The following is a 12,977-nucleotide window of genomic DNA, read 5'->3' on the forward strand; positions in this document are numbered from 1 at the left end:
CAAGGTGATGCGAGCCAGTACTTAGATGTAAATGCACACGTCTCTATTCATAATTTACCGTCCCAATACTGAAAGCAGGGCGTCCTACGCCCCCCGTATACTGATTCAATCGCTTACTCCACTGGAGGTACTGTCCCATGAGCCACACCCCGAACCGTCAAGACTTCGACCACTACATGGCGCCTAACTACGCGCCGCAGCAGATTATTCCGGTACGTGGTGAAGGCAGCCGCTTGTGGGACCAAGAAGGCCGCGAGTACATCGATTTCGCTGGCGGTATTGCGGTGAACTCCCTGGGTCACTGCCATCCGGTGCTGGTCAATGCGCTGAAAGAGCAGGGCGAAAAGCTTTGGCATCTCTCCAACGTATTCACCAACGAACCGGCGCTCAAACTGGCCAAAACCCTTACCGAGCGCACCTTCGCCGATAAAGTCTTTTTATGCTCCTCCGGCGGTGAAGCCAACGAAGCTGCGCTGAAGCTGGCACGCCGCTGGGCGGTCGACCACTACGGCGAGCATAAAGACAAAATCATTTCGTTCTACCAGTCGTTCCACGGCCGCACCTTCTTTACCGTCAGCGTAGGCGGCCAGCCCAAGTACTCCCAGGGCTTTGGCCCGGTGCCGGGCGGTATTCTCCACGCCGACTTCAACGACCTGGAGAGCGTTCGCAAGCTCGTGGGCGACGACACATGCGCCATTATGGTCGAACCGATGCAGGGTGAGGGCGGCATCGTCCCCGCGACCCAAGAGTTCCTGCAGGGCCTGCGCGACCTGTGTGACCAGCACAACGCGCTGCTGATTTTCGATGAAGTGCAAACCGGCGTTGGACGCAGCGGCGAGCTGTATGCCTATAAAAACTTCGGCATTACCCCGGATATTCTCACCAGCGCCAAATCGCTGGGCGGCGGTTTCCCCGTTGGTGCCATGCTGACCACCGACGCCATCGCCACATCGCTAGCCATCGGCACCCACGGCTCCACCTACGGCGGTAACGCATTGGCCTCTGCGGTAGCGCTAGCGGCGGTCGAGTTCATCGATACGCCGGAGGTGCTGCAAGGTGTCAAACATCGCCACGATCTGTTCCGCGAGCACCTGGAAACCATCAACCGCAAGCACGGCGTCTTCAAAGAGATCCGTGGTATGGGCATGCTGATGGGGGCCCAGATGTCGGACGCCTTCGAAGGCCGCGCCAAGGATATTCTGCCGCTGGCGATTGAAGAGGGCGTGATGGCGCTCATCGCGGGGCCCAACGTGCTACGGATGGCCCCCTCGCTGGTGATTCCCGAGGAAGACATTGCCGAAGGCATGGCGCGCCTAGAACGTGCCATCGAGCGACTTGTCGCCAGCGCATGAGTAGAGCGCAAGTCACACAAGAGGGGGCGTTAAACATGTTGGTAATCCGACCGGTCACCCTGGCTGACCTTTCCGCCTTAGAGCAACTGGCAGAGCACGCGGTGCCACGGCTTACCAACCTGCCTGCCAATCGTGAACGCCTTGAGGAGCGCATCCTGCGCTCCCAGGAAGCATTCGCCAGCGATATCGAGTTCCCCGGTAACGAGCACTATATGTTCGTGCTGGCGGACGATAGCCGCAACGACGTTCTGGGCACGGCCACCATCCGTGCCCAAGCGGGGGCCGCCGAGGCCTACTACACCTACCGCCAAGAGACGCTGATTCACGCCTCTCAGCAGCTCAACGTGCGCCGCGAGGTGCAAACGCTGGCGCTTTCCCATGAAGCCTCGGATGCCACGCTACTTTGTGCGCTGTCGCTCAACCCACGCTACAAAGGCACCAGCGCAGAGAGCCTGCTGCGCCGGGCGCGGCTGATGTTCATCGCCCAATACCCGGAGCGCTTCTCGCGGATTTTGGCGGTGGCCTTTCCCGGCTATTTGGATAGCCAGAATGAATCCCCCTTTTGGGAGAGTGTGGGCCGCCACTTCTTTGCCCGCAGCTTCCAAGAGATGAACCACATGGCGGGCGTGCGCTCGAAAAGCTTTATTGCTGAAGTGATGCCGCAGTTTCCGCTCTACTTACCGCTACTCACGCCCCAGGCCCGCGCTGCGATTGGCCGCGAGCACCCGGCCCATGAAGAGGCGCTGGCGGAAATGTTGGCTGAAGGCTTCGTGCGCTCCCGGCATGTGGATATTTTCGACGCGGGCCCCATCGTCAAAGCCGAGCGCGAACGCTTAGAAACGTTCCGCCGCGCGGCCTGGCACCCGGTTCGGATACGCCCCGAGCACGCGCTGCCGGATGCCGAACCGGCGATGATTGCCAATCAAACGCTGAGCGATTTCCGCTGCATCGTTGCGCGCTATGCGCTCTCGCCCACGGGGCAGCTGATGCTCTCCCCGCAGCACGCGGAGCGTTTGGGTGTAGAAGAGGGTCGGGCGGTGCTGGCGGCACCGTTAACCCTGCCAAGCGCCATCGATGCGCTTGATGAAGGAGAGATGTAATGCGCATTCGACCCATTGCCCGTAATGATCTGGATGGGCTCCAGGCGCTTGCGCAGCAGGCCGGTGTTGGCTTTACCTCGCTGCCGGATAACCGCGAGTTTTTGGCCGGGAAGATCGAGTCCGCCGCCCGCGCGTTCGAAGAGCGTACGCCAGTGGATGATCGTCTCTACTTCTTCGTGCTGGAAGATGAAACCAACGGTGAGCTAGCAGGTTGTTGCGCCATCGAAGGCCAGGTAGGGCGTGAAGTGCCGTTCTATAACTATCGGCTTGGCACGCTAGCGCACTCGTCGGTACAGCTCGATCTGCATCGCACCATCGATACGCTGTTCTTAAGCTCCGACCACACCGGCGACGCCGAAGTGTGTTCGCTGTTTCTGCGTCCGGAGTATCGCGGCGAGGCCAACAAGCACCTGCGTAACGGGGCGCTGCTTTCCAAAGCGCGCTGGCTGTTCATTGCCCAGTTCCGCGACCGCTTTCCGCAGAAAGTGCTGGCCGAGATGCGCGGCGTGTTCGATGAGAACAACGTTAGCCCCTTCTGGGAAAGCCTGGGGAAACACTTCTTCCCCATGGATTTCAACGAAGCCGACCGCTTGACCGGCCTGGGCCAGAAGAGCTTTATCGGCGAGCTGATGCCCAAGTTCCCGATCTACACCACCTTCATGTCGGAAGAGGCGCGGGCGTGTATCGGGCAGGTGCACCGGCACACCCGGCCAGCGCTGGAGATGCTTAAAAAAGAGGGGCTGCGCTGGGAAGGCTACATCGACATTTTCGATGGTGGCCCCACGGTGGAGGCCTACATCGATGACGTGCGGGCGATTCGCAACTCGCAGCTTTATCAGGTGGAAGTCTCCTCTAACGCGCCACAAGAGAGCGTTAGCCGCTGGCTGGCGGCATCTACCCAGATGCTGAACTTTACCGCGAGCTGGATCGGCCGCGGCCCGGCAGATAGCAGCACAATTGTGCTCACCCCCGACGAGGCCGAGCGGCTAGGCGTTTCCACCGGCGACGCCGTTCGCCTGCTGGAAACCTAATATTGGCAATCTAAGCGCCCCCTCGACCCGCGCCAAGACGACAAAAACTCAGTGAAGGAGAGCACGATGCACACCCAGAACATGCACGCCCAGCAGCAGCAACTGATCAACGGCGCCTGGGTCGTCGGCGACGCCGAGCCCTTTACCAAGCACGACCCCGTTGCGGGAACGCTGCTATGGCAAGGGGCGGCTGCCTCTAGCCGTCAGGTAAGCACGGCGGTGGAAGCAGCCCGTGCGGCGTTTCCTGCCTGGGCGCGCACGCCCTTTGCTGAACGTCAGGCGCTGGTGGAGCGCTTCGTAAACGTATTAACCGCACGTCGCGAGGACTTGGCCATTGCCATCGCCTCGGAAACCGGCAAGCCATTGTGGGAAGCACGCACCGAAGCAGGCGCGATGATGGGCAAGGTCGCGCTCTCTATTAAGGCGTACCACGAGCGAACCGGAGAGCGCGAAAAAGAGGTCGGCAGCGCCAAAGCGGTACTGCGCCACCGCCCCCACGGCGTGATGGCGGTGTTTGGCCCCTATAACTTCCCCGGCCACCTGCCCAACGGCCATATGGTGCCTGCCCTGTTGGCGGGGAACACCGTGGTGTTCAAGCCCAGTGACCAAACCCCGCTCACTGCGGATTTCACCCTGCAGTGCTGGTTAGAAGCCGGATTGCCTGCCGGAGTGATCAACCTCGTGCAGGGCGGTGTCCCGGTCGGGCAGGCGCTCTCCGCCCATCCCGGTATCGATGGCCTGCTGTTTACCGGCAGCGCCAAAGTGGGTGGAATGCTGCAGCAGCAGTTCGCCGGGCAGCTGGATAAAATCCTCGCGCTGGAATTAGGCGGCAATAACCCGCTGGTGGTGAAGGACGTGGATGACGAGCGTGCGGCGGTACTGACGATTCTACAGTCGGCGTTTCTCTCCGGCGGCCAGCGCTGCACCTGCGCCCGCCGCTTGATGGTGCCTCAAGGCGAGGTGGGCGACCGTCTCATCGATGCGCTTTCTGATGCTATCGCCAAGCTGCACGTGGCGGGGCAGTTCGACGAGGAGCCTGCGCCGTTCTATGGCGGCTTGGTAAGCGTTGCTGCAGCCGATGGCCTCCTCAACGCCCAGGATGAACTAGAAGCCATGGGCGGTACGGTTATTAACCGTATGCAGCGCCTCAAAGAGAACACCAGCCTGCTCAGCCCTGCGCTGATCGACGTGACGGGCCTGGACGTGCCCGACGAGGAGCATTTCGGCCCGCTGCTGAAAATACACCGCTACGCGGATTGGGATGAGGCGCTGGCCCTTGCCAACGACACCCGTTACGGCCTGTCTGCCGGGTTGATCGGTGGCGAGCAGGCGGATTGGGACGACTTCCTGCTGCGTATTCGCGCAGGCATTGTGAACTGGAACCGCCAGACCACCGGAGCCTCTGGCGATGCGCCCTTCGGCGGCGTAGGCGACAGCGGCAACCACCGCCCCAGCGCCTACTACGCGGCGGATTACTGCGCCTACCCGGTCGCTTCCATGGAAGCCGACAGCCTGGAAATGCCCGAAACCCTGCCGCCGGGAGTCAATTTATGAGCGTCAACAGCATTCACGAAGTCAACTTCGATGGCTTGGTAGGGCTTACCCACAACTACTCGGGGCTTGCCCACGGCAACATGGCCTCCATGAGTCACGGCGGCTTGGTCTCCAACCCCAAAGAGGGGGCGCTGCAGGGGCTGGCCAAAATGAAGTCGCTGATGGACGCAGGCTATGCCCAGGGCGTGCTGCCTCCCCAGCAGCGCCCGGATTTGGGCGCACTGCGAGCGTTAGGCTTTAGCGGCAGCAACAGCGAGATCCTCGCTCAAGCCGCGAAGCAAGCGCCGCAGCTGCTGCGGGCGGTATGTTCAGCCTCCAGCATGTGGACGGCTAACGCAGGCACAATTACCCCCAGCGTCGATGCGCCGGATGGTCGGGTGCACTTTACCCCCGCCAACCTGCAATCCAGCTTCCACCGTTACCTGGAGCCGAAAACCACTGGCCGCGTGCTACAGGCGATTTTCCGCGATGAGCAGCGTTTTGCTCATCACCCGGTGCTGCCCGCTACGCCCGCGTTTTCCGATGAAGGGGCGGCCAACCACACCCGTCTGTGCGGCGAATACGGTGAGCCTGGCGTTCATCTCTTCGTTTACGGCCGTCAAGCGTTTGGTGACGCGCGTAGCAGTGAGCGCGAACCCAAGCGCTACCCCGCCCGCCAAACCCTGGAAGCCAGCCAAGCGGTGGCCCGCCAGCACGGGCTGAGCGAGGCGCAAACCGTCTTCGCCCAGCAGCACCCGGAGGCCATCGATGCCGGGGTGTTCCACAATGATGTGATTGCCGTGGGTAACGGCCCAGTGCTGCTCTACCACGAAATGGCGTTTCTCGATGAAGAGCGCACGCTGGACGAGCTGCGCGTCAAGATGAGCACGCCGCTGATTCCCGTTCGCGTGCCGGTGGAAGCGGTGAGCATGGAAGACGCGGTGGCATCGTACCTGTTCAACTCCCAACTACTCTCCAACACGGATGGCACCATGACCCTGGTGGTACCCAGCGAGTGCCAAGAGCGGGAAGCCGTTTGGAACACGATTCAAAACTTCATCCTGGCGGGCAATAACCCTATTGGCGAAGTGATCGTTAAAGACGTGAAGCAAAGCATGCGCAATGGCGGCGGCCCCGCCTGCCTGCGCCTGCGCGTGGTGCTAACGGAAGCCGAGCGCGCTGCGCTTACCGGCCGCGTACTGCTCAACGATGCACTTTATAGCGACCTCACCGCCTGGGTGAACCGCCACTACCGCGACCGCCTGACGAGTGAAGACCTCGCCGACCCCCAGCTCGCCACAGAAGTGCTCACCGCGCTGGACGAGCTGACTCAGCTCTTGCAGATAGGGTCGGTGTATCCGTTCCAGTTGGGGTAGGTAATGAACGGCCAAGTTCGTGTTTGCCAACGGCCGGATGGTGCAGGTGTTGAACGATGACGCCTGTGATCCAGCCGACGGGCGATAAGGCGTTTGCCGAAACGCTGATTCGTCACAACATGGCGGCTTACCACCAGCAGCTAGGATGGCACTGGGACTCCGCCCTGTTTGATCAGCAGTGGCGCGAGCTAGAAAGCTTTGAGTTAGTCATCAATGCAACCCCTGTGGGCGTGCTATGCCTCCATCAGGAAGATGACGCCTACCATATTCGAGAGCTGCAAATTGCCCCGCCGTGGCAGCGCCAAGGCTTGGGAACGGCGGCGCTCCACTTCGCCGAAGCGCATGCCCGGCAAGCGGGTATTCACCGACTGCGGCTACGAGTCTTTCGTATAAACCCCGCTATCGCTTTATACGAGCGCATAGGGTTTCGAGTGCTGAACACTGAAGACGCAGTGCATGCTATGGAGCGGCGTATTGTGTGATCCTCGCTATCGACAACTATATCGACAACTAAGCAGGCGATGAAGCAAACGCTTTAGGGCATTGGCTCTCATAAAGCGCTGCCAGCGCTTCGGCTTTGGTATCTTCATTCCAGCGTTGGGCGTAGGCTTGGCCGCGGTGGGCTAGGATGGTGCGAAGAGCGTCATCAGATAGCAGTCGGCTGACGTGTTCTGCAAAGCATGCGGGGTGCTCTTCCGCGATCAGGCAGCCCTCATCCTGCTGCAATACATCTTGGGTGCCCATGATGGCGGTTGAGACGACTGGAGTGCCCAACGCCATGGCTTCCAGCAGCACTAAGCCTTGGGTTTCGGTGCGGGAGGCAAACACAAAGGCATCGGCTGCTCGGTAGGCATCTTGCAGTGCGCCATCTCTGGGAAGGTAGCCTAAAAAGTGCACCGCATCGGAGAGGCCTGCTTGCTGGGCCTGCTGTTTCAGTGAGGCGAGTGCCGGGCCTTCGCCGACGATCACCAGGTGAGTCTCCGGGTGCTGGTGGCGCACCTTAGGCAGCATACCGATCAGAAAACCGATGTTTTTCTCATACGCGGCGCGCCCTACAAACATCAGCAGTCGACCCTGTATTGGGAGGCCATGACGCTCGCGAAACTCTCCGCCAGCGGTTTGCGCGACGAAATGAGTGAGCGACAAGCCCGTTGCGATGGTCGCGATCGGGGAGCGAACGCCATAGGCGGTGAGAGCAGAGGTCATGGCGGAAGAAGGAGCGACAACGGCGGAGAGCTGATGGCACTGGTGCACCGAAAATCGCCGGGCGGCAAAGCGCAGGCTGCGGCGAGGCAGCCACGGCACGTAGTGGTGCAGATACTCTTCAAACAGCGTGTGGTAGGTGCCCACCACGGGTACGCCGAGCCGTTTACTTAATGCCACGCCCGCGTAGTGCGCCACAAACGGGGTGTGAATGTGGATTAGGTCGAACTCGATGGCGTGCAGCGACGGAACCAGCGCCATGATGACTTGGTAGCGCATCATGCGGTCTTCCGGGTCACCTAATACGCCTCGTGAATCGATACGCCAAAGGCGCGGGTCTTCGTTGGCGTGATCCATATAGCGAGGGCAAATCAGATGTACTTCGTGGCCCAAGCGCTCCAGCGCCCCACGGAAGCTTTCAATCGACGTGGAAACGCCGTTCACCCGGGGGAAGTAGACGTCGGAAAGCATTAAAATCTTCATCATAAGCGGCTTAACGGCTGGCATTGCGGCCTAGTGTGGCAATGTGCCGTGACACCGCCATGACAGCCGCTGAGGCTACCACTTCTTTTCATCATCTTATGGATATGACATGCGACGTTTTTTAGTGCTGCCCACGTCCCGGGCGGGCTGGGGGCTTTTCATTGCCTTTGTGACGCTGGTATTGGCCGGTATTTGGCCAGTGATTGGCTGGGTGAACCGGGCCACGCTGTTGATGGGACTGCCGCTGCTGGTGGTGTGGAGCTACGTGATCATGTTTGCCTGCGTGGCAGTCATGCTAGTGGGCAACCGCATTGTAGAGCGAGACGACCATGAGTAGTGCCTGGCCGCTGGTCATTACGCTGTTATACGTGGCCACCGCGATGCTGATCGGCCTTCGCGCACGGGCAGGCCGATCCATGAATAATCTTGAAGAGTGGGGCGTGGCGGGGCGCAGCATGGGGCCAGTGACGCTTTACCTGCTGATCGCGGCGGGTAGTGTGAGTGCTTACACCTTCATGGGCGCGCCGGGCTGGGCTTATTCCAAAGGCGTGGCGGTTTTTTATGTAGCGATTTATCTGGCGTACTTGGCGCTGGTGGCGTGGTATTTCGGGCCGAAGGTATGGCAGTTCGGCGAGCAGTTTGGCCATGTGACGCAGGCAAGCGCCATTGCCGACCGCTACCAAAGCCCTGCATTGGGGGCGCTGTCCGCGCTGGTCATGGCGGTAGGCTCCGTGGCCTACGCGGTGCTACAAACGATTGGCTCTGCTTATATTCTGTTCGTGATGAGCGGCGGGCAGATTCCTGTTTGGCTGGGCGTACTGTTGGTGCTGGCCTGCATTGCCGTTTATCTCTACGCCAGCGGGCAGCGGGCAATTGGCCGTACCAACGCGTTCCAGGGCGTGCTGATGCTGGTGGTGGCCTGGGCGGTAGGCCTGTGGGCCATACACAGTGCCACCGGCGGGCTGAGTTTTGCGGGCGTGTTTGAACGCATCGCCGCCGAGCACCCCGAGTTTCTAACCCTCCCCGGCGCGGGGGGCGATATGAGTTTTAGCTTCTGGACCACCTCGATCATCGTCTCCATGTTCTCGTTTATGCCCCCCGTCTGGACGCAATGGATGAGCGCCTCTTCAGCGCGCACCATCCGCCGCAGCGCGACGTGGCTACCCACCTACTACGTGGTGATTCTGCCCATGGTGGTGGTGGGCTTTATCGGTATTTTCTCGCTGCCGGAGCTGGCCCGGGCAGATACCGTGGTGCTGGAGTACGCCATGCAGCACTTGCCCGTGGTGTTAGTTGGACTGCTGGGCGCGGGCACCTTGGCCGCCTCTATGTCCTCCAGCGAGCCGTTTATTCATTCGGTGTCCCTTTCCGTGAGTAAAGACGTGCTGCAGCCGTTGCTCAAGCTCTCGGAGGGCACCACCGCCAAGCTGGCGCGTCTTTTGATTCTGCCCATTATGTTTCTGGTGATTGCGCCGCTGGCGATTGCTGAGCCGGGGAGCCTGGTGATGATTTTGCTGGTGGGGCTTGGCTTTGCCTCGCAGGTTTTGCCCGCGTTTATCGGCATGTTCTTGTGGCCTCGCGCCTCAAGGCTGGGCGTCATGGCGGGCATTTTAGGCGGTTTTGTGGTTACCGTGGCGTTCACCACCTTATGGCGGCATCCGCTCGGCATTCACGCAGGGTTTTGGGGGCTGATGGTCAATTTGCCGCTGTTTTTGCTGGTGTCGCTAGCAACCCCAGCTACGCGTGAAGAGGTGGTCGAGCGCTTCTTTCGCATTTCAGCGCCCCGTGGTCTGACGCGTTTGGGCAAGCGGGTGTCTTAATCTGTTAACGTGCATCGTCTACGCTTAACCTTAGCGAATTAATGCACACATAAAGGGACTGTATGAGCCACGCATTGACAGGACATAACCGCCCTCAGCAGGTCATTGAGGCCATTCAACAGGCGAATGCACCGCTGAGTACGGCGCATCGGCAGGCGAAATACGCCAAAATGGCGGCCTCTCCCTATCGATTCTTTCGAGGCTCAAATCACCTTTATTGGCAAGACGTATGGCACGACTGGCGCTTTGCGCTGTTCGGCGGTTGGCCGAATACCCAAACCTGGCTTCAGGGCGATGCCCATGCCTACAATTTTGGCGCTTACGGCCATCACGATGACCAAGTACGCTACGGCATGGATGACTTCGACGATGCGTTGATTGGGGATTACCAGTACGACGTGTGGCGGCTGGCGATCAGCCTAGTGCTGGATGCCCGCGAGAACGCCGAGCTGAGCCCCAAAGCCATTGATAAAGCGCTGAACAAGCTGCTGGAAGGGTATATGGACACCCTTAGCGTTCATCGTGAGGATGACGTGGCGATCCACGCGATCACGCTGGACAACGCCAAGGATCCGCTTAAGTCGTTTATGGGCAAGGTGGCCGATAAGCAGAGCCGTGCCCGCATGCTGGAGAAGTGGACGACGCTAGACCCAGATAAAGGGCGTCAGTTTGCCGAGCGCCCCGGCAAACTCGCCAATCTGCCTGCGGATGTGGCAAGCCAGCTACGGCGCATCATTGAGCAGGAGTACCAGCAAACGCTGCAGCACCCTATTAAGGAGAGCGATCCGCAGCACTTCTTCGTTAAAGACACCGCGCGGCGCTTGGATGCAGGCACTGGGTCGCTGGGCGTCGAGCGGTACTACGTGCTGATCGAAGGCGGGGCTGATCATGAACACGACGATGTGATTCTGGATATCAAAGAGCAGGTCACGCCAGAAGCCTACCGCCTGATGGATAAGGCGCAGCAGCAGGCGTGGCGCAAGCTGTTTCCCAATGAAGGTATTCGCCATGCCGCGGCGTTCCATGCTATTGCGGAGCACCCGGATGCCTACCTTGGCTGGTTGACCATGAACGGCAAGGTGTTTTCGGTTCGCGAACGCTCACCGTTCAAAAAAGATTACCCCACCCACAAGCTCTCTGGCGGTAAAGCCTACCGCAAGCTGGCGCGCCAGTGGGGTGAAATTCTAGCCCGTGAACACCTGCGCGGTGCGCAGGCACTTAACCGAGGTAAAGCCGCACCGTTTGCCGACGCGGTATGCCAGCGGTTAGAAGGGCGTGAGGAGCAGTTTATCGGCGTGGTCTCAACGCTTGCTAAGGCCTACGCCGACTGTGTGAATCAAGACTACCAAGTGTTTATGGAGCATTTTCTAGCCACCGACGCAGAGTCCTAGTAGGGGCTGTACCGTGCCGGTGGCTAAAAACTTAACGAGTTAGCTGCTACTGGCACCACCGACAATGCCACTTCTTAAGCCGCTTTCCTGACCGGAGCGGCTTTTTAGATGATGGGACACGGTGTCTTCTGGGGAGCCTGCCATTTCACGGAACATCCCCATGGAACCCAGCAGAGCAGAAGACTCGTAAGGCACGAACACTCGCTCGCCGTCTTTCGCCATGGTGGGCAGCACTTTGATATAACTTTGGCCAAGCAGGTAACCCACCACCGTGCGCTTGTTCTCCTCGCTATCGCCGATAGCGCTTAGCACCAGCTTGATGGATTCTTGCTCACCTTGGGCGCGAAGAATAGCGGACTCTTTATCGCCCTGGGCGTTTAAGATGGCAGATTCACGCTGGCCCTGGGCCATGGCAATGGCGGCCGATTTTTCACCCTCGGCTTCGGTCACCGTGGCGCGCCGCTTCCGCTCGGCGGCCATTTGCAGGCGCATGGCCGACTCGACCTCTTCCGGCATGGCGATATCCTGCACTTCCACCCGGGAGATTTTCACACCCCATTTAGAAGCAGGCTCTTCCATCGCAGCCTGAATCTCGTTGTTGACCTCTGCACGAGACTCAAACAGTTTATCCAGCTCCATTTTACCCACCACCGAACGCAGCGTGGTTTTCGCCAATACCTCCACGGCTTGGCTCATGTTCTCGACTTCATAGACCGCCCGCTTGGGGTCGATGATTTGGTAATACAGCGCGCCATTGATGCGCACCGTGACGTTATCCGTGGTCACCACGGGCTGGCCGGGGAAATCCATCACTGTTTCGCGGCGGTCAATGCGGGTCTCATCTGAAGTAATGGCTGTGTACTCCTCGCCCATTTTGCGATAGCGCAGCATGGTGATGGCGCGGGGCTGTTCGATAAATGGAATGATGATATTAATGCCGCTCTCTAGCACGCGGTGAAAAGAGCCGAGGCGTTCAATCACCATCACTTCCGACTGGCGAACAATCACTAGGCCTTTCGAGATGATCAAAATGCCAATGATGACAATAATCAGGCTAATCAATAGGCCGGGGCTAATCGGTAAATCCATTTTAAAACTCCTTGGTGTCGGGCGTATTGCGTTCACTATCGAGTGCTTCAGGTGACAATACATTCACCAGAGCGGTCGTACCTTCAAAGTGTTTGAACACCACTTGGGTGCCTTCGGGCAGCTCTGTTTGGCCACTTTCGAGCACACGTATACGGTAAAAATCGCCGTTCACTTTAATCCCTGTGGCATTGTCATACTCACGAATCAGCGTGGTATAGCAATTGCCTTTTTCTACGCCGGTACCGGTGGTGCCGTAGGCAACGCCTTTGGGGGAGAAGCGTGGCCTAATCACCATCACGCCTAACGGCACCAGCACCCCCGCAAAGATGCCCATGCTGAGCAACTGCCAGGGCAGCGATGGCCCCAAAGCCGTGACGGCAGCGGTCAGCGCCGCCGCGATGCCGAGCGCCAACAGCACCATCGCGCCAGAGGTCAGTTCGGCTAGGCTCAACAGCAAGGCGAGCACCAGCCAGCTGTAAGCAGGGTTCCAATCCATATTTACTCCATGACTAACGACGAAGGATGTTTATCAGAGTAACGCACTTAGCCCATCTTGACCTGTGGGCAGCCTGTAGGTTTTAAACTTTAATTACCTATAT

At 59.5% G+C, this 12,977-nt stretch carries 12 protein-coding genes; 9 read left to right on the forward strand and 3 right to left on the reverse strand.

The features are described from left to right. The first annotated feature begins 137 nt into the window (after positions 1-137). The 6 genes from ACIGG6_RS07440 (at position 138) to ACIGG6_RS07465 (ending at position 6,874) form a co-directional block, all read left to right on the forward strand. The gene (locus tag ACIGG6_RS07440) at positions 138-1,352 is read left to right on the forward strand and encodes an aspartate aminotransferase family protein (RefSeq protein WP_399843581.1); all 1,215 of its coding nucleotides are present in this window, start codon (positions 138-140) and stop codon (positions 1,350-1,352) included. Positions 1,353-1,387: 35 nt separating this feature from the next. Then, a complete protein-coding gene (locus tag ACIGG6_RS07445; RefSeq protein ID WP_399843582.1) occupies positions 1,388-2,452 on the forward strand; it encodes an arginine N-succinyltransferase in 1,065 nt (354 codons plus the stop codon). After that, positions 2,452-3,483: an arginine N-succinyltransferase gene (gene astA / locus ACIGG6_RS07450; RefSeq protein WP_285263060.1), complete on the forward strand. Its 1,032-nt coding sequence runs from the start codon at positions 2,452-2,454 to the stop codon at positions 3,481-3,483. The genes ACIGG6_RS07445 and astA overlap by 1 nt, the downstream gene beginning before the upstream one ends. An 81-nt stretch (positions 3,484-3,564) precedes the next feature. After that, a complete protein-coding gene (astD, locus tag ACIGG6_RS07455) occupies positions 3,565-5,037 on the forward strand; it encodes a succinylglutamate-semialdehyde dehydrogenase (protein WP_399843730.1) in 1,473 nt (490 codons plus the stop codon). Next, positions 5,034-6,392 carry an N-succinylarginine dihydrolase gene (astB, locus tag ACIGG6_RS07460; RefSeq protein WP_399843586.1) on the forward strand — a complete coding sequence of 453 codons (1,359 nt, stop codon included), beginning with the start codon at positions 5,034-5,036 and terminating at the stop codon, positions 6,390-6,392. Before astD ends, astB begins: the two co-directional genes overlap by 4 nt. A gap of 56 nt (positions 6,393-6,448) precedes the next feature. After that, on the forward strand, positions 6,449-6,874 hold the full coding sequence (locus tag ACIGG6_RS07465; RefSeq protein ID WP_399843589.1) for a GNAT family N-acetyltransferase: 426 nt from the start codon (positions 6,449-6,451) through the stop codon (positions 6,872-6,874). 28 nt (positions 6,875-6,902) lie between these two features. Here the strand turns inward: ACIGG6_RS07465 and ACIGG6_RS07470 are convergent, their stop codons facing one another. Continuing rightward, complete coding sequence (locus tag ACIGG6_RS07470; RefSeq protein WP_399843591.1) at positions 6,903-8,081, reverse strand: glycosyltransferase; 1,179 nt, start codon at positions 8,079-8,081, stop codon at positions 6,903-6,905. 106 nt (positions 8,082-8,187) lie between these two features. Between ACIGG6_RS07470 and ACIGG6_RS07475 the strand changes: the two genes are divergently transcribed. From ACIGG6_RS07475 to ACIGG6_RS07485, 3 genes are all read left to right on the forward strand, one after another. Continuing rightward, the gene (locus ACIGG6_RS07475) at positions 8,188-8,415 is read left to right on the forward strand and encodes a hypothetical protein (RefSeq protein ID WP_399843594.1); all 228 of its coding nucleotides are present in this window, start codon (positions 8,188-8,190) and stop codon (positions 8,413-8,415) included. Next, positions 8,408-9,898: a sodium:solute symporter gene (locus ACIGG6_RS07480; protein WP_399843596.1), complete on the forward strand. Its 1,491-nt coding sequence runs from the start codon at positions 8,408-8,410 to the stop codon at positions 9,896-9,898. The genes ACIGG6_RS07475 and ACIGG6_RS07480 overlap by 8 nt, the downstream gene beginning before the upstream one ends. A 62-nt stretch (positions 9,899-9,960) precedes the next feature. Then, positions 9,961-11,289, forward strand: coding sequence for a DUF2252 domain-containing protein (locus ACIGG6_RS07485; protein ID WP_399843599.1), 1,329 nt, complete (start codon positions 9,961-9,963; stop codon positions 11,287-11,289). A gap of 39 nt (positions 11,290-11,328) precedes the next feature. Here the strand turns inward: ACIGG6_RS07485 and ACIGG6_RS07490 are convergent, their stop codons facing one another. Both ACIGG6_RS07490 and ACIGG6_RS07495 read right to left on the reverse strand, forming a co-directional pair. After that, positions 11,329-12,378, reverse strand: a complete 1,050-nt coding sequence (locus ACIGG6_RS07490; RefSeq protein WP_058576880.1) for an SPFH domain-containing protein — start codon at positions 12,376-12,378, stop codon at positions 11,329-11,331. 1 nt (position 12,379) lies between these two features. Further along, positions 12,380-12,874 (reverse strand): nodulation efficiency, NfeD-like protein, encoded by a 495-nt coding sequence (locus ACIGG6_RS07495; RefSeq protein WP_399843602.1) that lies wholly within the window; start codon positions 12,872-12,874, stop codon positions 12,380-12,382. Positions 12,875-12,977: the final 103 nt, after the last annotated feature.

It is taken from the genome of Vreelandella lionensis, assembly GCF_044543515.1.
GTDB lineage: Bacteria > Pseudomonadota > Gammaproteobacteria > Pseudomonadales > Halomonadaceae > Vreelandella > Vreelandella lionensis.